At 69.0% G+C, this 20,492-nt stretch carries 17 protein-coding genes and 1 pseudogene; 10 read left to right on the plus strand and 8 right to left on the minus strand.

What is annotated here, in order from left to right:
- Window positions 1–44: 44 nt before the first annotated feature.
- Complete coding sequence (locus JWQ81_RS32035; RefSeq protein WP_297547650.1) at window positions 45–3,233, minus strand: glycosyltransferase; 3,189 nt, start codon at window positions 3,231–3,233, stop codon at window positions 45–47.
- Between the two features lie 156 nt (window positions 3,234–3,389).
- On the opposite strand from JWQ81_RS32035, the gene JWQ81_RS32040 reads away from it, so the two are divergent.
- The 3 genes from JWQ81_RS32040 to JWQ81_RS32050 all read left to right on the plus strand — a co-directional run bounded on the left by JWQ81_RS32040 (window position 3,390) and on the right by JWQ81_RS32050 (window position 6,893).
- Window positions 3,390–4,139 (plus strand): class I SAM-dependent methyltransferase, encoded by a 750-nt coding sequence (locus JWQ81_RS32040; protein ID WP_297547504.1) that lies wholly within the window; start codon window positions 3,390–3,392, stop codon window positions 4,137–4,139.
- Window positions 4,140–4,200: 61 nt separating this feature from the next.
- Window positions 4,201–5,484 (plus strand): hypothetical protein, encoded by a 1,284-nt coding sequence (locus JWQ81_RS32045; RefSeq protein ID WP_297547505.1) that lies wholly within the window; start codon window positions 4,201–4,203, stop codon window positions 5,482–5,484.
- Window positions 5,485–5,639: 155 nt separating this feature from the next.
- Window positions 5,640–6,893, plus strand: coding sequence for a DUF1707 domain-containing protein (locus JWQ81_RS32050; protein ID WP_297547506.1), 1,254 nt, complete (start codon window positions 5,640–5,642; stop codon window positions 6,891–6,893).
- Window positions 6,894–7,064: 171 nt separating this feature from the next.
- Here JWQ81_RS32050 and JWQ81_RS32055 read toward each other — a convergent pair whose 3' ends face one another.
- The 3 genes from JWQ81_RS32055 to JWQ81_RS32065 form a co-directional block, all read right to left on the minus strand.
- Entirely contained in the window at window positions 7,065–7,730 is a 666-nt protein-coding gene (locus tag JWQ81_RS32055) for a response regulator transcription factor (RefSeq protein ID WP_297547507.1), read from the minus strand.
- Window positions 7,727–8,851, minus strand: a complete 1,125-nt coding sequence (locus tag JWQ81_RS32060) for a sensor histidine kinase (protein WP_297547508.1) — start codon at window positions 8,849–8,851, stop codon at window positions 7,727–7,729. Before JWQ81_RS32060 ends, JWQ81_RS32055 begins: the two co-directional genes overlap by 4 nt.
- A 148-nt stretch (window positions 8,852–8,999) precedes the next feature.
- On the minus strand, window positions 9,000–9,872 hold the full coding sequence (locus JWQ81_RS32065; RefSeq protein WP_297547509.1) for a helix-turn-helix transcriptional regulator: 873 nt from the start codon (window positions 9,870–9,872) through the stop codon (window positions 9,000–9,002).
- Between the two features lie 102 nt (window positions 9,873–9,974).
- Here JWQ81_RS32065 and JWQ81_RS32070 point away from each other — a divergent pair, with 102 nt between their 5' ends.
- The 5 genes and pseudogenes from JWQ81_RS32070 (at window position 9,975) to JWQ81_RS32085 (ending at window position 13,603) form a co-directional block, all read left to right on the plus strand.
- Window positions 9,975–11,420: an MFS transporter gene (locus tag JWQ81_RS32070; protein WP_297547510.1), complete on the plus strand. Its 1,446-nt coding sequence runs from the start codon at window positions 9,975–9,977 to the stop codon at window positions 11,418–11,420.
- A 27-nt stretch (window positions 11,421–11,447) separates the two neighbouring features.
- Window positions 11,448–11,642 (plus strand): annotated as a pseudogene (locus JWQ81_RS45140) (enoyl-CoA hydratase-related protein); the annotation flags it as partial.
- 123 nt (window positions 11,643–11,765) lie between these two features.
- On the plus strand, window positions 11,766–12,290 hold the full coding sequence (locus tag JWQ81_RS32075) for a sigma-70 family RNA polymerase sigma factor (protein WP_297547511.1): 525 nt from the start codon (window positions 11,766–11,768) through the stop codon (window positions 12,288–12,290).
- Window positions 12,283–13,155 (plus strand): VOC family protein, encoded by an 873-nt coding sequence (locus JWQ81_RS32080; RefSeq protein ID WP_297547512.1) that lies wholly within the window; start codon window positions 12,283–12,285, stop codon window positions 13,153–13,155. Before JWQ81_RS32075 ends, JWQ81_RS32080 begins: the two co-directional genes overlap by 8 nt.
- A 52-nt stretch (window positions 13,156–13,207) precedes the next feature.
- Window positions 13,208–13,603: a hypothetical protein gene (locus JWQ81_RS32085; protein WP_297547513.1), complete on the plus strand. Its 396-nt coding sequence runs from the start codon at window positions 13,208–13,210 to the stop codon at window positions 13,601–13,603.
- A gap of 2 nt (window positions 13,604–13,605) precedes the next feature.
- Here the strand turns inward: JWQ81_RS32085 and JWQ81_RS32090 are convergent, their stop codons facing one another.
- Both JWQ81_RS32090 and JWQ81_RS32095 read right to left on the minus strand, forming a co-directional pair.
- Complete coding sequence (locus tag JWQ81_RS32090; protein ID WP_297547514.1) at window positions 13,606–15,387, minus strand: gamma-glutamyltransferase; 1,782 nt, start codon at window positions 15,385–15,387, stop codon at window positions 13,606–13,608.
- A 130-nt stretch (window positions 15,388–15,517) separates the two neighbouring features.
- Complete coding sequence (locus JWQ81_RS32095; protein ID WP_297547515.1) at window positions 15,518–16,831, minus strand: UDP-glucose/GDP-mannose dehydrogenase family protein; 1,314 nt, start codon at window positions 16,829–16,831, stop codon at window positions 15,518–15,520.
- 149 nt (window positions 16,832–16,980) lie between these two features.
- On the opposite strand from JWQ81_RS32095, the gene JWQ81_RS32100 reads away from it, so the two are divergent.
- Window positions 16,981–17,739, plus strand: a complete 759-nt coding sequence (locus JWQ81_RS32100; RefSeq protein ID WP_297547651.1) for an SDR family NAD(P)-dependent oxidoreductase — start codon at window positions 16,981–16,983, stop codon at window positions 17,737–17,739.
- Window positions 17,740–17,764: 25 nt separating this feature from the next.
- On the opposite strand, the gene JWQ81_RS32105 is transcribed toward JWQ81_RS32100, so the two are convergent.
- Together JWQ81_RS32105 and JWQ81_RS32110 are read right to left on the minus strand one after the other, a co-directional pair.
- Window positions 17,765–18,283 (minus strand): GNAT family protein, encoded by a 519-nt coding sequence (locus JWQ81_RS32105; RefSeq protein ID WP_297547516.1) that lies wholly within the window; start codon window positions 18,281–18,283, stop codon window positions 17,765–17,767.
- Between the two features lie 10 nt (window positions 18,284–18,293).
- The gene (locus JWQ81_RS32110) at window positions 18,294–19,937 is read right to left on the minus strand and encodes a TM0106 family RecB-like putative nuclease (protein WP_297547517.1); all 1,644 of its coding nucleotides are present in this window, start codon (window positions 19,935–19,937) and stop codon (window positions 18,294–18,296) included.
- A gap of 34 nt (window positions 19,938–19,971) precedes the next feature.
- Between JWQ81_RS32110 and JWQ81_RS32115 the strand changes: the two genes are divergently transcribed.
- The gene (locus tag JWQ81_RS32115) at window positions 19,972–20,490 is read left to right on the plus strand and encodes a DUF6474 family protein (protein ID WP_366942362.1); all 519 of its coding nucleotides are present in this window, start codon (window positions 19,972–19,974) and stop codon (window positions 20,488–20,490) included.
- Window positions 20,491–20,492: the final 2 nt, after the last annotated feature.

Raw genomic sequence — 20,492 nt, forward strand, 5'->3', positions numbered from 1 at the left:
GCGTCAGCGTACGGAACCGAACACGCCGAGGCTCGTGATCCCGGTTACTCCACCGGGTGGTGGGGCTGGGCACGCTCGAGCAGACCGGCCAAGGTGCGACCGGCTACCGCCGGGCCGAACTGGCTGTTCACGGCCTCTTTTCCGGCTGCGGAGAGCCGCAGCCAGAGCTTCTCGTCCCCGAGCAACTGAACGATCTGCTCGGCCAACTCCTCGCTTGTTTCGCCGAGCAGGACGTCCCGGCCGGGCTCGAGGTGCATGCCCTCGGCGGCCAGCGCCGTCGCGACCACCGGAACGCCGTGGCACAGGCTCTCCCCGACCTTGCCCTTGACGCCCGCGCCGAACCGCAAGGGCGCGACGACAACCTGCGCACCGCGGTAGACGGGCGCGAGGTCGGCGACCCAGCCGTGCACGAGCACGCCGTCGCCGGCCAGTTCGAGCACTTCGGCCGGCGGGTTGCTGCCCACGATGTGCGCGACCGCGTCCGGACGGCGGCGACGGACCAGCGGCATGATCTCCCGCGCGAGCCACTTCGCGGCGTCCCGGTTCGGCACGTGATCGAAGCTGCCGACGAACAGCAGGCCGGCGCGTCCGTCCGGCAGTGCCCGGCCGCCGTCCGCGCTGTGCACGTTGGACAGCACCTCGACCCGGGCCGCGGGAACCAGCTCGGCCAGCAGGTCGCGTTCCACCTCGGACACCGTGAAGGTGACGTCGGTGGTCCTGACCAGTCCGAGTTCCTGCTCCCGCAGCACTTCGGCGCGTCGGCGCAGCGTGGTCTCCGGCACGGTCTCCCCCAGGCTTCCGGCAAGGTCCGCCTGCCTGCCCAGCCGGAGGAAGTGCAGGTCGACCGTGTCGTAGGCGACCACACAGCTCGGCGCGTGTTCGCGGATCTGCTCCAGCAGCTGGAGCGCGACATGTGGCCGCGAAAGCACTGCCACCCGCAGTTCGGCGCCCGCCTCACGCAGGAACTCGGCCTGCTCCCCGGCTCCGCCGACCACGGTCACCCCGGTGTTGTGCAGCCAGCTGGTGTAGCGCTCCGGGAGCGCGTTGTTCAGCGGGAAGAACACGACTCGCTCCCCCTGGGCGACGAGCAGCTCGAGGATGCGCGCCATCCGCACCGAGCCCGAATCCTCGTCGGTCCTGGGTACCTGGTGATCGACGACGAGCACCAGACCACCGCGGTGAGCGTCCTTCGTCCGCTGCCGGCCGAGCCAAAGGTTGCCAGTGCTCGCTTCGGGCAGGTGATCGGCGAGCTGGACCGCCCATTTGTCGACAAAAACGGCCCGGTTGAGCTCCTGGTGGCGTTTGACGCCGGACGAAACGTCAGTGCCGTTGGTGATGCCTTCGTGGTGCACGACGACGGACTCCGGCTGGACCATCGTGCGGTAGCCCGCCGCCCGGACCGCGAACGCCAGGTCCGTGTCCTCGTAGTACGCGGGCGCGAACCGCTGGTCGAAGCCACCGATCTGGTCGAACAGGTCGTGCCGGACCAGCAGTGCGGCACCGGAGCAGTAGTCGACCTCGCGCAGCGTCCGGTAAACGGGGTTGTCCGGCGACTGGTGGCGACCGTAGTTCCAGCCGGTGCCGTCGGCCCAGATGATCCCGCCGCACTCCTGCAGGCGCCCGTCCGGATAGACCAGCTTGGAGCCGACGAGTCCGACGTCTTGCCGCGTCTCGACGACGTCGACCAGCGTGTCCAGCCAGCCCTGCCGAACTTCGGTGTCGTTGTTCAGGAACATCACCAGCTCGCCACGCGCGTTCTCGGCGCCGAGGTTGCAGGCGCCGACGAACCCGAGGTTGCGCGGGGCGCGCACCAGGCGGACGCCCGCGCAGGCGGTGACCCGGTCCGCGGAGTCGTCCGGCGACGCGTCGTCGACCACGACGACCTCGAACGGCGTCGACGGCAGGTTGATCTCGATGGACTCCAGGCACTGGCGGGTGTACGCCCAGTTGCCGTAGGTCGGAATGACCACGCTGACGATCGGGGCGTCGCTGGTGGTGACCGCGATCGGCCCCGGCACGGCGGGAGCCCCGGGAACGACACCGGTGGGACGCCGGAACGCCATTTCGAGCGCGTCCCGGCGCTGGGTGCCGCGGGGAGCCAGGCGCTCGACCGTGGAACGGTATCGGCCGATCACGCGCTGCGCGAGCGCGGACATCTCCGCGCGGAGTTTCGCGTTTTCCGCACCGAGTTCGTGAGCCGACCGCGTCAGCCGGGCGTTGTTGTCCGACAGCCAGGTCAACCGGGCGGCGTCGTGCTCCGCCTTGCGACGCGACTGGTCCAGTTCGTCGGCGATCCCGGCCTGCTGCGCTTCCGCGCGTTCCGCCTGCACGATCGCGGCGTCCCGTTCGTCCGATATCCGGCGCTCGGCCGCGGTGGCCCGGGCCGCCACTTCACGGGCGCTCGCCAGCTCGCCTTCGACGCGCTGCACGGCAAGCTGCAAGCCCTCGATCTCGTCCGCGCGGGCTTGGCCGGTCTCGGCCACCAGGGTCAGTACGGGGTCGACGAGCACCGAGCTGTTCGGCAGCTCGAACGGGCGCGCGGACGCGACACCGACGAAGTAAGTGTGCGGCGCGCCGGCCGTCACGCCCCATTCCTCACCGGACTTGCGCAGTGAGTGCAGCTCGGCCGCGCCGGCTCCGCCATCGTGGATCAACGAGCCGACCGCGACGTTCTGCTTGAGCAGGGCGACATGCTCGAAGCTGGCGCTCAGCAGCTCACGAAAGTCGCTCTCGTACAGCTCACGCACGTGGAACGGATTGTCGTTGCCGTGCTCGTGGGTGTACACGGCCACGTCGGGCGTGCTGCACAGGAACACGCCGCCCGGAGCGAGCCGGTGGCGGACCAGTTCCATCAACCGGTCCTGCTCGCTGATGTGTTCCACGGCTTCGAAGCAGGTGATGACGTCGAACGGCGCCTCGACGGCCAGTGCGTCCGGGTCGGTGATCGAACCCGTCTCGAAGGCCAGGTGAGCCAGCGGGTAGCGGTTGCGCGCGTGCTCCACGGTCACCGGGTCGATCTCGAGGCCGACGACCGCGCTCGCCGTCGAAGCCAGCAGCGCGGCCCCGTAGCCCTCGCCGGACGCCAGGTCGAGGACGCGTTTGCCCTCGGCGAACCGGAGCGCGAACGCATAGCGGTGGAAGTGCTCGTAGATCACCTGGAGATCCGGCGCCCACGGCACGCAACGCTCGCCGGTCCACTCGATCAGCCGCTCGCCGGAAGGCCCCTCACCCATACCCATGACCGGCAGATTAGCGCCACCCCCGTCCACGATCGGGAACGCCTTCCCGTCCCGGCACCCGGCCGCCGGACCCGCCTCCTGATAATGGTGCGCGGCAGGGGCCGCGCCTGGGCTCGGACAACACTGTGGGGAACTCGCGCAAGGAGCGGCATGGACTTCGAAATCGTCAAGAAGCAGGCATTGGCCTACCGTGAGGAGCTCCTCGCGAAGAAGGCGGCGATCGCCCCCGCGGACTTCGACTGGTATCCGTACGACACGATGGCCAACGTCTTCCACCTGGACGCCATGCTCACCGGGCCGCGACGGGAGATCTTCACGGAGCTGGCCGGCGGCCCGGTGGCCGACATCGGCGCCGCGGATGGTGATTTCGGGTTCTTCCTGGAGCAGCAGCTCGGCTGCCAGGTCGACCTGATCGACAACGCCCCGACCAACTTCAACGGCCTTCGCGGCGCGGCGCGGATGAAGGAAGAGCTGGGTTCGCCCATCTCGATCCACGAAATCGACCTCGACTCGCAGTTCGCCCTGCCCGACGAGTCCTACCGGGCAGTGTTCTTCCTCGGCATCCTCTACCACCTGAAAAACCCGTTCTACGTGCTGGAAGCCCTCTCCGCGCGGACCGAACTGTGCTTCCTGTCTACGCGGATCGCCGAGCGGACGCCGGACCGGACGCGCATCAAGGACGCCCCGGTCGCGTACCTGCTGAACCCGGCAGAGGCGAACAACGACTCGACGAACTACTGGATCTTCTCCGAGCTCGGCCTGCGCCGGTTGTTCGAGCGCACCGGGTGGGAAGTACTGGACTTCACCACCGTCGGCTGCACGAACGGCTCCAACCCGACCGACTCCGATCGTGACGAACGGGCCTTCGCGTTGCTCCGAAGCACCCGAAACCGCGCATGAAGATCGCTCGGCAGCGTTACCTTGGACGCGTGGAGGAAGCGTTCGTTTCAGCGGAGGAGCGATGAACCCCGAGCAGAGACTGCCTCCGACGCCGGAGGCCTGGCTGCCGAATGAGCACAGCCTCTACCGCCCGCGTCACAGCCGACGGCAGCGGACGGCGTTGACCTGCGCTTTGGTCTTCTTCCTCGTGCCGACCCTCGCTTTTGTCTTCGGCGTGCGAGCCACCGCCTTCGAAAACAGGGCGCTGCGCGGGTTCCCCTCGCTCTCGGACGGCTGGAACTTCTTCCCCGACCTGTCCGGCTGGGCCACCGACCACCTGGCCCTGCGGCAGGCCGGCGTCACGGCCGCGGACGGAATCAGCACGGGCGTCTTCGGCGATCCGCCGGGATCGAACGGGTCCGGTTCCCAGAGTCCGGGTGTCGCCGGGCTGCCGCAACCGGCCCCGGTCCAGCCGCCGATCCAGTACCCGATCGTCATTTACGGTTCCGACAGCTGGCTCTACCTGGGCCAGGACGTCGGCAACAAGTGCAACGCGGTGTCGGACGTGAGCACCGTGATCGCCAAGATCAACCGGTTGCGCGAGGCCGTACTGGCCTCCGGTCGGCAGTTCGAACTCATCGTGCCACCAGACAAGTCGACCCAGGATCCCGAACACCTGCCCCCGACGTTCGCGGGCCAGCAGTGCTTCGAGGCGCGGAGCGCGGAGTTCTGGAACCGGGTGCCGGCGGCGACGGGCATGATCGACCTCAGGGCCGCATTGACCCAGAGCGCGGTCGACGTCGGCCACCCGATCTACGACACCTACGACACCCACTGGGCCTACGAAGGCGGCGTCACGATGACGTATGCGCTGGCCGACAGGTTGAACCCCGGCATCACGTCCACCTGGGTCACCAAGCCCCGGGAGACCCAGACCTGGCCTGCCGACATCGTGCTGCTGCTCAATACGACCAAGTACCGCACCTTGCGCCGCTACAGCCTCGCGCCGGACGGCAAGTCCGATCGGTCCCAGTACGTCGCCAGCGACTTCCGGGTCCCGCTACGGCTCAAGCAGCCCGCAACGGCCCCGGCGACCGGCGTCGTCAGCGAGCCGGTCGGGCTCATCGCGGACTCGTTCACCCAGTTCGCGACCCCGTTTCTCGGAGCAGGCTTCAAGGACCTGACGATCGTGCATCCGGAGACGATGGCGCAGAACACCGAGCAGAACGCGACCAACCTGCTGGTCGACCGCGACGTGATCACGGTCGAACTCGCCGAACGGAACATCGCTGGTGGTGGCAGCCCGCTGCTCCAGGATTCGGTGATCGACGCGATTTCGAAGGTGCTCGAGCAAAACCCGCGCTGACCCCCACGATCGGCAGCGCTTGTGGTTTTCGACACACTGGGTTACGAGTTGGTGGTGGCCGACCGCGCACAAGTCGATACGTGCACAATATGCGGAGTCCGCATCGTCGTGTGCGCTCGAAGTGTCGGAGATCTATCCCGAAGGGGGTGCTGGGGGTGACCTGGCAGGAAGAGTTGCGCAGGCTCGACGAAGATTTGGCGTCCGGTCGGCTGGCCGCGGACGACTACCGGGCTCGCCGCGACCAGGTTCTGTCCGCCGCGGTCACACCCAGCGCGCCTCAGCCGGCGCAGGACAGCGCTGAGAGCAGCCAGGCCAACGAGACCCAGATCATCCGCCCGGTGACGCCGCCGCAGGGCAGCGCTCCGCAGGACAACAGTCCTCAGGGCAGCAATCCTCCGCAGCCGTCGGCCGAAGCCACCCAGATCGTCTCGGCCGCCGACGTCGGCGCTGAGCGGACGCAAGCGGTGTCCAACTGGCAGACCCAGCAGCCGTCGCCAGCAGGCGGATTCCAGCAGCCGCAGTCCCCGCCCGGCGGATTCCAGCAGCCCCAGTACAACCCCGGTCCGGCGTCCCCCGCCGGCGGTTTCCAGCAGCAGTACCAGCAGCAGCCGGCATGGAACGCGCCTCAGGAGGACGTGAGCCCGCCGTGGGGCGGCTCCGACCTGCCGCCGATCACGCCGGCGCGGAATTCCGACTGGGTCGCTCAGGGACCGGAAGCGTTCGAAACCAAACAGTCGTCCGGCAAGGGACGCAAGATCGCTTTGTCGGTCCTCGGCGTCGTCGTGCTCGCCGGACTCGGCTTCGGTGTCTGGGCACTGTTCATCAACAACCCCGGCCCGGACAACCCGGTCGCCCAGCCCACCCAGACGGCTCCGGTCGCTCCGACGTCGACCCCCAAACCGCTGCCCCAACCGCCCGCCATCAAGCCGGAACCGGCGGACAACGCGACCGCACTGGTGACCCCGCCGGGCACTGTCCGCGATGGTGGCGGTTCGTTCGACCTGACCAAGTTGAAGAGCAGCAAGCTGCTGCCCGACTCGGTGGTTTCCGCGCTCGACCAGGGCTCGATGACGAGCGGCCTGCTCAAGGCCAGCACCGACGGCAGCACCACGATCGGCCTCTACGCCCTGTCACTGCCGAGTTCGCAGAGCGCTTCCACCGTGGCCCAGGCGTACGCGACCACCCAGCAGACCGGCGGCCTGCCGGCGAGCCGGGACCTCTCAATGCAGGGCGTTCCCGTCTACGCCACGACGAGTGGCGCCGGCGTGTTCCGTGCGGTGTACGTCCTCTACAACCGCGTGGTGATCGTCGAAGCGTTCGGCTCCAACCGCGCCGCGGCCCAGGCGGATTTCAAGACCCTGCTCGCCCAGCAGGTCACGAACGCACCGCCGACACAGCGGGGCAACTGAGTACTTCGTTCGAGTGATCTAGCGCGCATTGGCCCACGACCTCCCACCACGATGCGTCCTATCGACGGAGCATCCGGTGAGGAGGTAGGCCATGTGGGTCCAGATCACCATCGTCGCCGTACTCGCGCTCATCTTCCTGATTCGACTGGCCGTCCAGCTGCGGCGAGAGCACTAACGTCCCTTGGGCGTGACCAGGCCGGATTCGTAGGCCAGGACGACGAGCTGGGCGCGGTCGCGGGCGCCGATCTTCGTCATGATGCGGCTGACGTGGGTGCGCGCGGTCGCGGTGGAAATGACCAGCTGCGCGGCGATCTCGTCGTTGGACAAACCTCCTGCGACCAGAGCGAGGACCTCGCGTTCGCGGTCGGTGACCTCGCGGACGGCGCTGACGTCGATGCGGCGGTTCTCGGGGCGGCCGACGAACTCGGCGATCAGGCGCCGCGTCACGGTCGGTCCGAGCAATGCGTCGCCGTCGGCCACCACTTTGAGCGCCCGCAGCAGGTCGACGGGCTCGATGTCCTTCAGCACGAACCCGCTCGCCCCCGAACGCAACGCCTCGTAGACGTACTCGTCGACGTCGAAGGTCGTCAGCATCAGCACTTTCACGCCGCTGAGCTCGGGATTCCCGGTGATCTGCCGGGTGGCCTCCAGCCCGTCCATCCCGGGCATGCGGACGTCCATCACCACGATGTCCGGCCGGTGTTCGATGGCCTGCGCGACGGCTTCCGCGCCGTCGCCTGCTTCGCCGCAGACCTCGAACCCGTCCTCGGTCTCCAGCAGCACGCGGAATCCCGCCCGCACCAGCGCCTGGTCGTCGGCCAACACCACTCGAATCATTTCTCCCCCTCGATCGGCAGTTCGGCACGCACTTCGAACCCGCCTTCGACCGGCGACGCGTGCACCGCGCCGCCGAGAACTTCGACCCGCTCACGCATACCCCGCAAGCCGTTGCCGATCTTCGGCTGAACCGCGCCGACGCCGTCGTCACGCACTACGAGCGTCAGCGTGCCGTTGCCGCGTTCGAACCGGACGTCGACCGATTGTGGCTGGTCGGCGTGCCGGACGACGTTGGTCAGTGACTCCTGCAGGATCCGGTACGCCGCGCCGTCGGTGGGCGCGGGCAGCTCGCCGGGCTCGCCGTGGACCCGGACCGTCAGCCCGGCCGCGCGAGCGTGGTCGAGCAACTCGGTCATCTGCGCGAGACTCGGGGTCGGGGCGAGGTCTTCGCCGGACCGCAGCACCGCGACCGTGGCTCGCAGGTCGTTCAACGCCGCAGCGCTGGCCTTCTTGATGTTCAGCAGCGCCTCTTTTGCCTGCTCAGGACGTCGATCCGCGACATGCGCGGCGACCCCGGCCTGCACGTTGATCATCGCGAGGCTGTGGGCGACGACGTCGTGCACCTCACGCGCGATGCGCAGCCGCTCCTGCTCGGCCATCCGCGCCCGATGTTCGTCAGCCTGCTCGCGGCGGGCCCGCGCGGCGGCGAACCGGTCGCGGACGGCCGTGGCGATGCCGACAACCGCGATCACCCAGACGATGAACAGCCCGATCCGCGCGTCGAACGTGATGCGATGGCCGGTCACGACGTAGACCACGAAACCGGCCGCGACGGCCGCTCCGCCGGCGATGCCCGCTGTCATCGGTCCGCGTTGCCGGGTCAGCATGAACAACGCGAACGTCGGCAGCACGATCGACGGCCCGCCGGGGAAGTCCGAGAGGTAGTAAGACCAGGTCAGCGCCGCGGTGACAAGGAAAACAGTCAACGGGAACCGACGGACGACCAGCAGCGGCAGGCCCGTCGCGATCAACCAGAGCACACCGTACGGGAACAGGTGCGCGGTGTTGTGCTGCCAATGTCCGACCCCGGTCGTGACCCCCAGCACGAAGACGGACGGGAGGACGGTCCGCAGCACGTCACCCCGGGTGGGCTTGCCGCCCAGTTGGTCTTCTCGCCACACCTCAGGAAAGCTACCCGGGCTCGACGTCGGCCGCGTCCGTTCAGGAGCGGCTCTTGGGGTGCGACACCTGACGTACCCGGCTGGTGAGCGCCACCATGAGCGAGACAGGGCCGAGGACCTGGAAGCCGTCGAGGCGGACGTCTCCCTCTCAGGTGGGAATGTCGGCGAGCTTGGCCGCTGTTTCGGCGTCGGCGGGGGTGTACGTGGTCATGATCGTCTCCGAGCGACGGCCGAAGTACAGGTGCGCGAATTCGAAGTGCAGCAGGCCGACGTCGGGGTGCAGGAACCGCTTGGTCATGATCCGCGAGGACGTCACGTCGTGCTGGTTCCACAGCTGCTCGAACACCGGCGACTCCTGCAACAGGCGCTTGACCAGGCATTTCCATGAGGACTCGGCGACATGCTCGGCCATCGCGGCCCGGAACCCGGAGACGACGCGGGGGATGTTGCTCTCCCAGTCGGGCAGCCGCTTGCGCCACTCGGCGTTGGTCAGGCACTGGATGAGGGTGTTGCGGTCTTCGAAGGGGATGGCGTCGACGTCGCCCATCAGCCAGTTGTAGGTGCGGTTGTACGCCAGGAGGTCGCACCGCGCGTTCTTCACGACCGCGGGATACGGCTCGAGTTGAGCCATCATCGCGTGCACGGCCGGCGAGATCGACCGGCATTCCGACTTCATCGGCGGCTCGGGCGCGCCGGCGAGGGTGAACAGGTGCTGATGTTCGTGCGGGTCGAGCCGCAGGGTCCGCGAAATCGCGTCGAGCACCTGCTCGGAGGCGTTGATGTCCCGGCCCTGTTCGAGCCAGGTGTACCAGGTGACCCCGACCCCGGCGAGCTGCGCGACCTCCTCGCGGCGAAGCCCCGGCGTGCGGCGGCGGCCCATGTGCGGCAGCCCGACCTGCTCGGGCGTGATCCGCTCGCGGCGGCTGCGGAGGAACGCCGCCAACTCGTGGCGGCGCACCTCGGCGTCACCCTGATGAGCAGGCTCGACGGCGAAGGCGGGCTCCCTGAGCGTGGTGGTCATGCTCCCAGCATCCCACGAGTCGGAGCCAGTTACCAGGTAGTCCCAATACCCGGATAAACACACTCCTGGTACCAGTTTAAATCGAGGCGGATCGTAGTACCCATGACCACGACCCAAGAAGCGCCGGCGACGCGGAACAGCGTCGACGCGCACCCCGTCAGGTCGGCTTTGACCCCGGCCGGCCTGATCACCGTGCTGCTGGGGGCGGCACTACCTATTGTCGACTTCTTCATCGTCAACGTCGCGCTCCCGACGATCGATACCGACCTCAAAGCCTCGACGGCCACACTGGAACTGGTGGTGGCCGCGTACGGCATCACGTACGCGCTGCTCCTGGTCGTCGGCGGACGGCTGGGTGACGCGTTCGGGCGGCGCCGGCTGTTCATCGCCGGGCTCGCCGCGTTCACCATTACCTCCCTGGCCTGCGGAATCGCGCCGACCGCGGAGATGCTGGTGATCGCGAGGGCCGCGCAGGGCGCGTCCGCGGCGCTGATGCTGCCGCAGGTGCTGTCGATCATTCAGGCGACGACGCACGGCGAGAAGCGCTCCAGGGCGCTCGGCCTTTACGGCGCGACCGGTGGCATCTCGACGGTCATCGGCCAGCTGCTCGGCGGCGTGCTCGTGGCGGCCGACATTGGAGGCACCGGCTGGCGGCCGATCTTCCTGGTCAACGTGCCGATCGGGATCACCGGTCTGCTGATGGCCCGCAAGACCCTGCCGGAAAGCCGCGCGGCCAACCCCGTCGGCGTCGACCGCCTCGGGACCCTTCTGCTCGGCTTCTCGATGTTGTCGCTGCTGATTCCGCTGATGGAAGGCAAGGCGCTCGGCTGGCCGGTGTGGACGATCGTGCTGCTCGCGCTGTTCCCGTTCTCCGCGGCCGCGTTCGTCGCCGTAGAACGGCGGCACGAACGGTCCGGTGGTATCCCGCTGCTGCCGCCTTCGGTGATGCGGATGCCCAGCATGCGTCGAGGACTGACCGTCGCCGTGCCGTTCTTCGTGGGCTTCGGCGGGTTCATGTTCGTCTACGCCGTGACCCTGCAGGACGGCCTCCACCTCGGGCCTCTGGGCTCGGGCGCCGCGCTGACCCCGATGGCTGTCGGCTTCTTCGCGACGTCCCTCGCCGGCTCACGCCTGGTGACGAAGTTCGGCCACCGCGTCGTGATGCTCGGCGCCGGTGTTCAGCTGCTGGGGATCCTCACGCTGATCGGCACGACCCTGGCCGCCTGGCCGGACCTCAACGTGTTGGACCTCGCGCCCGGGATGCTGCTGCTCGGCATCGGCCAGGGCATGGCGATGACGACGTTGTTCCGGATCGTCCTGTCGAAGGTCCCGACCGAGCTCGCGGGTGTCGGCAGCGGTGTCCTGACCACCACCCAGCAGACGTCGCTCGCCCTCGGTGTCGCCACGCTCGGAAGCCTGTTCACTTCGCTCAGCGTGCCGGGAGCCATGGGCATGAAGGAGGCGTTCCTGCTGGTCATGGTCCTGCAAGCCGCACTGACCATGGTCGTCATCGCGACGGGGCGGCTGCTCCCCGACCCCCGCGACTAGGACTGTCAGCATCTCGCGCCGCAGGAGTTGCTCGGCGCCAAACGAGCCGCGCAATACCTCTCCAGCGGCGAGCCCATCACCTCGGCAAAGGCGTTGACGCTGGGCCTTGTCAACGAGGTGCTCCCGCGCGGGCAACTGCTGCCCAGGGCAGGGAAGCTCGCCGAAACGATCATGTCCCGACCACGGATCGCCCGGCGGATGACACACGCGATCGTCCAACGACCGTGGAACTCGGCCGTCCTAACGTGGGACTCGCGCGCGCGAATGTGGGACTCGCCGCGGCCCAAACAAAATCACCCGGCAACGAGGCGTCGGAAAAGGGGGGCGCGGGACGACGATGGGGGTGTGACGGAACCTCGGGTGCGACCGGACCCGGCTTTCGCGCTGCTCGGGTTGTACGAGTCCGCGTTGCCGGAGGTCTACGGGTACCTGCTGTCCCGGTGCGGAAACCACACGCTCGCGGAGGAGTTGACGTCCGAGACGTTCCTCGGCGCGGTCAGCTCGTGCCGGAAGTCGGCGGTGGCGCCGGTGAGTACGGCTTGGCTGATCGGCGTCGCGCGGCACAAGCTCGCCGACCATTGGCGACGCCGTGAGCGTGAAGAGCGCGGATTACGGCTCGTCCACGAGTCCGAGCCGGAAACCGTCGACCCGTGGGACGGCGAGCTCGACGCGATGACCGCCCGTGACGTGCTCGCGGCGCTCGGCGCGTCCCATCAGGCGGCGTTGACCTTGCGGTACGTCGACGGACTCGGCGTGTCCGACGTCGCCATGCACCTCGACCGGACACTGCACGCGACCGAGGCGCTGCTGGTGCGTGCCCGTATCGCGTTCCGCAAGGCCTACCAGGAGAGGGAGGGCAGTGATGACTGATCCGTTCGACGCCCTCCGGACGCCGGCACCCGCCGTCGACCCCGATCCGCGTTTCGCCGCCGAGTTGCGCGACAACCTGCGCCGCGCGGTCCTGAACGGAGCAGAAATGACCACCACCGAAACCCCTGTCCAAGCCGAACTGCGCTCCCTGACCCCGTACCTCGCGGTGTCCGACGCCCGCGCCGCGCTGGACTTCTACGTCGAGGTGTTCGGCGCGGTCCGCCGGGCCGACCCGATCGTGATGGAGGACGGCCGGATCGGCCACGCCGAGCTCGGCATCGGCGACACCGTGCTGATGCTCGCCGAGGAGTACCCGGAGATCGGCCACGTCGCGTCCGCCGGCGGCGCGTCGATCCGGGTCGAAGTGTCCGATGTAGACGGTTCGATGGAACGCGCGCTGGCTAGGGGTGCGGAGCTGCTGCGCGCGGTGACGGCGTCGCCGTACGGCCGCGGTGGCTCGTTCCGCGACCCGTTCGGCCAGCGGTGGATGATCGCGCAGTCGCCCGCCCGGACGGCGGAAGAGCCACTGGTCAGGCACGGGCACGCCGGGTACCTCACGCTCCAGGTGCCGGTGGCCGACGCGGCGAAAGCGTTCTACGAGTCGGTGCTCGGCTGGCAGTTCTCGCCGGGACGGACCCCGGGCGGCTGGAACGTGGAAGGCAACGGGCTGCGCACCGGACTGTGGGGCGGGCCGGGACGCCACGTCGGCTGGAAGGTGATGTACGCCGTCGACGACCTCGCCTCGGCGCTCGACCGCGTCCGCGCGCAGGGTGGGCAAGCCGGCGAGCCGGAGTCCCAGCCCTATGGCCTCATGGCCGACTGCGTCGACAACCAGGGCATCGAATTCGGGCTTTGGCAACAGTGACATACCTCGCGAGAACGCAGCGGAACGCGGCTCGGGCTGGCACAGTGAAGCGGTGTTCTGGAAGCCGCGCAACGACGCCGACCTGACTGCGGGCTGGCGACTCTGGCTTGAGCTCAGCACGCAGCCCTGGCCGGACGCGAACTGGGACGACACCCCCGCGAGCGCGGTGTGGCGGCTGAGGGAACTACTCACGGTCTGCGACGAGATCGAGGCCGAATACGTCGAGGAGTCGCCCGAGAAGTCCGGCGAGATCGTGCGGCTCCTGCGCTCGCTTTGCTTCGCTGCCAGCGCGCCCGTGGGGCTGTGGTGGGACGACATGCAACCGCTCGACGCCGAACGCGCCGCGCTGCTGCACGCGGACCTCGCCGGCTTCGCCGACCACGCCGACGGCGTCTGCACGATCCTCGCCGTCGGCGGCGGCTGGAGCGCCCTCTCGGCTGTGCTGTGACGTTAGCGCCCGGCGGCGTAACCCTGCATGCCGCGGGCGTTGGCGGCGGCGCGGAGGATGCCGGTGGCCGGGTCGCGGGAGACGGCGGAGAGGCGGCCGAGCGCCCAAGGGCCGGAGTCGACGACCTGGTGACCGCGTTCGGCCAGCTCGGCAAGGGTCGCCTCCCCGAGGCGTGACTCGACGACCAGCTCGCGCGGTGTCCACGAGCGCGGGTAGAACGAGCTCGGGAACGACGTCGTGTGCCACGCGGGCGCGTCGATGGACTCCTGCAGGTTCAGGCCGCCGACGGTGTGGGCGAGCCAGAAGCACAGCTGCCACTGGTCCTGCTGGTCGCCGCCGGGAGTGCCGAACGCGAGGGTCGGCTCGCCGTGGTGCAGCGCCATGGACGGCGACAGCGTGATCCGCGGCCGCTTCCCCGGCGCGAGCGAGTTCGGCAGGCCCTGCTCCAGCCAGAACATCTGCCCCCGCGAGTCCAGGCAAAAGCCCAGGTCGGGGATGGTCGGACTGGACTGCAACCAGCCACCGGACGGCGTCGCGGAGATGATGTTGCCCGCCGCGTCGACGACGTCGAGGTGCACGGTGTCGCCCTGGGTCTGCCCCTGCGGACCGATCGTCGGCTCCCCGGTCGCGCCGGATCCCGCCTGAAGCCCACGTAGTCGGTCGAGGATCGCGGGCAGCCGCGGCGCACGTCCGCCAGGCGAGCCCGGACGCAGTTCGCCACTCGCCTCATCGGAGATCAGTGCCCGGCGGAGCGACGTGTATTCCGGGGAAAGTAGCAGGTCAAGCGGGACGTCGGCGTCGCCGTACCAGGCTTCGCGGTCGGCGAACGCGAGCTTCGCGCACTCCGTCGCAAGGTGGACCGTACGCGCGGTCGGCACACCATCCACATAGGACAGTTCGTCGCGGAAGCCGTTGAGCAGCAGCAACTGCTGGGTCAGCGCGGGTCCCTGCGTCCAGCCACCGAGCTTGACGATGCTCCAGTCGCCGAGGTCGGTGATCAGGGCGTCCTCGTACGTCGCTTCCCAGTTCGCAAGATCGTCGCCGGTGAGCAGGCCGGGGTGGTCGTGTCCGGAATCGTCGCGGAAAGCCTGCCGCGAGAACCGGTCGACGCTTTCCGCGATGAACCCGTGCGACCAAGCCCGTCGAGCGGCGTCGATCTGCGCTTCACGGCCTTCGACGGCCTCAGCCTCGGCAAGCAGCCGTTCCCAGGTGCCCGCCAGCACGGGGTTGCGGTGCAGCGCGCCCGCGACCGGCGGTTTCCCACCCGGCAGCCACAGCTCAGCCGACGTCGGCCAGTGATCCTTGAACAGGTCAGCCACCACCGAGATCGTCTGCGACACCCGGTCGATCAGCGGAATCCCTTGCCGCGCATACGAAATCGCGTACCCGAGGACTTCCCGCAGGCTCTTCGTCCCGTAGTCGCGCAGCAGGAGCAGCCAGCCGTCCCACGCGCCGGGCACGGTCCCGGGGAGCAGACCGCTGCCCGGGATCAGCTCGAGGCCGAGGTCCGCGAAGTGCTCCGGCGTCGCCGCGGCGGGCGCGACACCCTGCCCAGCGAGGACGCGCGGAGTGCGGTCGGTCGCCGTCGCGAAGATCGCCGGGACCTGCCCGCCGGGGCCGTTCAGGTGCGGCTCGGCGACCTGGAGCACAAAACCGGCCGCGACAGCCGCGTCGAACGCGTTGCCACCGCTCTCCAGGACAGCCATGCCCGTGGCCGACGCGAGCCAGTGCGTCGACGCCACCATGCCGTGGGTACCGGACAACTCCGGCCGCGTAGTGAACACGCGGCAATCCTACGCGTTGCTAACGACTTCCCACTTTTGCACTTTTGTGGGGTGTCTTACTTTCTCCGAGACCGCAACTCGCCGTCGAGTTGCGAAACGGACATCCGGCCCGATACCCAAGGGCACTGGGTCAGGAGAGAGCGCCTTGGCGCAAGGGTGCCCGCTTGAGCGGACGCCCGATGCCCTGCCAGGACAGCCCGGCGTCGAGGACGGCGCGGGGATCGAGCAGGTTCCGGGTGTCGACCACGGTGTCGCCGTGCATCAGCTCGGCCATGTACGACCAGTCCAGCCGCTTGAACTCGTTCCACTCGGTGAGCACCACGACGGCGTCCGCGGCCTTCGCGATCTGGTACGGGTCGTCGACCACGGTCATGCCCGCGATCTCGCCGCCGACCGCCGGGTCGTACGCCGTCAGCTCGGCGCCGAGCGCGCAGAGCACGGATGACACCGCGAGCGCGGGCGAGTCCCGCAGGTCGTTCGTTCCGGCCTTGAACGCCAGCCCGAGCACCCCGATCCGCGCGCCGGCCAGCGTCCCGCCGACGGCACGGGCGATCTTCGCGACGATCCGGTCCCGCTGGGCGAGGTTCTCGTCGATCGCCGAGCTGAGCATCTGGAAGTCGTAGTCGACCGATTCGGCGATCTTCAGCAGCGCGCTGGTGTCCTTCGGCAGGCACGACCCACCCCAGCCCGGCCCGGGCTTGAGGAACGACCGACCGATCCGCCGGTCGTAGCCCATCCCCGCGGTGACCAGCGAAATGTCCGCGCCGAGCCGCTCGCACAGCTCGGCGATCGCGTTGACGTACGAGAGCTTCATCGCGAGGAAACAGTTCGCCGCGTACTTCACCAACTCGGCGCTGGCCGCGTCGGCGACGACCGTCGGCGCGGAGAGATCCGCGTACAGGTCGCCGACCCAGCGCGCGGCCTCGAGGTCGTCGGAACCGACGACGATCCGGTCCGGGCCCAGGAAGTCGGCGACGGCGGTGCCCTCGCGCAGGAACTCCGGGTTCGACACCACCGGGACGTCGACGCGGCCGAGCATCGCGCGGATCCGCCGCGACGTACCCACCGGAACGGTCGACTTCGTGATCACCGCGCAGCCGGCGGGCAGCACGTCGCCGACCTCGGCGACGACCGCCTCGACCGCGCGCAGATCGGCCGAGCCACCCGCGCCCATCGGCGTCGGCACACACAGGAAGACGCCCTCCGCCTCACGCACGGCTTCGCGCGCGCCGACGACGAAAGTCAGCCTTCCGCTGGTCAGTCCTCGGTCCACCAGTTCGGACAGGCCTGGCTCGAGAATGTCCACCCGACCAGCGGAAAGCCGGGCTACCTTCCCCGCGTCGACATCGACGCAGGTGACCCGATGTCCGAGGCTCGCCAAGCAGGCCCCCGTGGTCAATCCGACGTATCCGGTCCCCACCACCACGATCCGTGCTGCGGTCATGATCTGAAGGTGACAGGCCGAGTTGACCGTCGCGCGAACAGCAGCGGTCAGGCCCGCGTACTCCTCGCGACAGGTGAGGAGGCTCATCCCCGGTGCTATGCGAACGACCGTTAACCTGAGCCTACTAAATGAGGAAGGAACCGGAGAACATGCAGATCACCGATACCGCCGCACTCGTCACGGGCGGCGCTTCCGGGCTCGGCGGCGCGACCGCCAAGGCGCTGGCGGCTCAGGGCGCCCGGGTTTTCGCGCTCGACCTCGCGGGTTCGATCGAGAAGGCCGACCAGGTCGACGGCGTCACCTACGTCGAGGCCGACGTCACGAACCCCGAGCAGGTCCAGGCCGCGGTGAACACCGCGGCGGGCTCGGGCGTGCCGCTGCGGACCGTGGTGAACTGCGCCGGCATCGGTCCGTCCGCGCGCATCCTGTCCAAAAAGGGCACGCACGACCTCAACCTGTACGCCAAAGTCATCCAGATCAACCTGATCGGCACGTTCAACGTCCTTACGCTGGCCGCCGAGGCGATCGCGAAGACGGACACGCTGGCCGACGACGCTCGCGGCGTCATCATCAACACCGCGTCCGTCGCCGCTTTCGACGGCCAGATCGGGCAGGCCGCGTACGCGTCGTCCAAGGGCGGTGTCGTCGGGCTGACCCTGACCGCGGCCCGCGACCTCGCGTCGCACGGCATCCGCGTGATGACCATCGCCCCGGGGATCATCGACACCCCGATGCTCGCGACCGTCAGCGACGAGTTCCGCGCCACGCTGGCCGCCGGGATCCCGTTCCCCAAGCGCCTCGGCAGCCCCCAGGAGTACGCGAAGCTCGCGCTGAGCATCATCGACCACGACTACCTCAACGGCGAAGTCATCCGCATGGACGGCTCGCTGCGGATGGCGCCGCGCTAGCTCGTTTGCGACTGGTCACGCCGGCTTACAGCTCGACGTCGGCGCGCACGATGCCGTAGAGGACGCCGTCACGCCATTGTCCGGCGCGGAAACTGACTCCGCGCCGGACACCTTCCCTGGTGAACCCGGCCTTTTCCAGCGCGCGCTGCTCGGCGAGGTTCCCGATGTCGGTTTCCGCCTCGATGCGGTTCAGTTGGGTGTGCGAGAACAGGTAGCGCACGAGCAGGCGCTGGCCTTCCGTGCCGTAACCCTGTCCGCGCGCTTCCGGGGCCACGATCACGCCGAGGTTCCAGCAATGCGTGCTCGGTCCGGTCGGCATTTTGAACCAGGACAGGAACCCGAGCTGCTCTTCACCGAGCACGATCATGAGCATGCCGCGCTCCGAGCCGGCCATCCCGTCCTCGTGCAGGCGGCGGGCCAGGCGGTACGGGTCGTGCCAGCCGTCCCACTGGAACTCCCCCACCCCGTCCGGTGTGTTGGTCAGCCGTTCGAGGAACGACAGGTCGGTCTCGTCGACCGGGCGGAGGGTGACTTGGTCTTCCATGGGGCGAACTCTAGAGGTCGCCCATAAAAGGGACTTCCGTGCCGGCGCGGTCGGTCATCCAGCCGCGCAGCGCCTGGGTGGCGAGGACGTCGTCCTCGTTGTACTGCAGGAGCCGCTCGCGCTGGGTCAGGTCCGGCACGTCGCCGTCCATGCCGACGGCGTCGCGGTACCAGCCCATCGACGCCTCCCCGCCCGCTTCCGGGTCACGCCAGCCGAAGCCGGCCGCGGGTGCGATCACCTTCAGGCCCTTGCCTTGCGAGCACAGGAACTGCTCCGACACGCTGAGGAAGAGGTCCACCCACTCGTCGGAGTCTACAAAGGACTTCACTTCGGCGCGGGACGGGATTCCTTCGTGGTCGCCGAAGCGTTCCACTGAGCCGAAAAGCCAGCGGTTCTCGGCGAGCGCGTTGTAGCAGTAGGCACGAAAGGTCAGGCCCGCGGCGAGCGTCCGCTCACGCACGTCGGTGAACCACGCCCAGAACTCGGCGAACGAACGCGCCTCGTCGTTCGTCGGCAACGGATCCCACGTGACGAACGCGCGATAACCCTGCTCCAGCCCGATATCCGCGCCGGACAGCAGGCAACCCCACATGTACGCTCCCGACTCGCCGAAGCTCTCCATGTCGACGTCGACCTCGACGTCACCCCGAGACACGACGACGTCGGTGACCCGGCGGACCAGTGTCAGGTCGGCGAGCCAGGCGCGCGCCAGCATGACGGCGTCGGTGAACGAACCCGCTGTCCACGACATGGGCGGCTCGTCGGCCGGGTTGAGTGCCGCCAGCGCGTCCACAGTGGACACGCCGATCTTGCGGAGCCCGTCGGCGTCCTCACCGCGGACGACCAGGCTGACGTCACGAGTGCTCGTCAGCTCGGCTTCACAGGTCGGCCACCACGGGCAGCGGCGGCATTCCAGGATCCGCGACGGCTCCGCCAGCGCGGGCTGACCCGTCGCGGCCGCACTGGCGACGGCCACCCGATCGGCGAACCGGTTGTTGTACTCGGTCACCGCGCTCCGGCCGCCGGGCCAGGTCTTCGCGTTGAGGTCGTGCCACACCACGACGTCCGCGTCGAGGCCGATCACCCCGCCGAGCGCGCGGCCCTTCTCGGCGTAACCGCCGACCTCGAGAAGCTTCCGCAGGTGGACGAGCCGGAGCTGGTCACGCGGCTGCGCGCGCACCTTGCGCGCCGGATCGGGCGACTGGTGCGCCGGGTCGAGGTCGGTCATCGCCGTGGTCGGCGCGCCGGAACCGCGGTCGGTGATCCGGTGCCGGACGACGAGCACCGGGAGATAGCCCTGATCGGTGCGCACCAACAGATCGACCCCGCCGCGCCGGTGCCCCGCGAGGTCGACCGGCAGCAACGCGCCCCAGATGAACGGCACTCCGTCGGCCAGCGCGCGCTCGGTGGCGGCTGAGCGCTCGCCCGCAGGCAGGTCGCGGGAGATGGTGACCCAGCCGTCGCCTGCCTCCGACGCCTCCGCCAACTGCTCGGCGATGCCCAGGCGATGGGCCGTGGCGTCCGCGATCCGCTGCTCGAGCGCCGGGTCCGGCGGGGCGAGCGGGACCTCCCGTTTCCCCGGATCGTTCTCGAGGTGCACGCGGCGCCGGCAGCGGCTGACCGCTCCGGCATCGAGCAACACCTCGTATCCCATATCGATCACTCTAGAAGCTGGAGTGCCAGTCGACATGCTCGCCGTCACCAAGGCCAGTAAGTTCGTCCTCGACAGTGAGAGGTGGGCCATGGCGCGTAAGACCGAAAAGCACGAGGGTGAGCCCAGGTTCACCCCTAAGAAGGCGAAGAACGCCCTGAGCGTGGCCAAGGTGATCGCGCCCGTCGTGATCCCGGTGGTGGCGCCGTTCGCGGTGAAGGCCGCCGGTGCCGTCCGCGACGGGTACGACCGCTACCAGGCACGGAAACTCGGCGTGCCGGTCGAGCAGCTCGGCCGGTTCACCGGCCGCGGCGCCGCGTTGCACGCGAGGATCGCGGGACTCAGTGACGGACTGGACGACCTCAGGAAGTCCGCCAAGGCGACTCCGGCCGACACGCAGTTCGCCGACGACAAGCTGGCGACCCTCGAGCAGCTCGCCGCGAGCGTGCGCGCCGCCGAGCGCATGCCCACCGCGCGCCGCAAGGCTGCGCACAAGGCCGTAGACGCGGAACTTGAACTGGTGGAAACCGGCCTGCTGCACCGGCTCGGCGTGTAGGA

The sequence above is a fragment of the Amycolatopsis sp. genome (genome assembly GCF_025464955.1).
Classification (GTDB): Bacteria; Actinomycetota; Actinomycetes; order Mycobacteriales; family Pseudonocardiaceae; genus Amycolatopsis.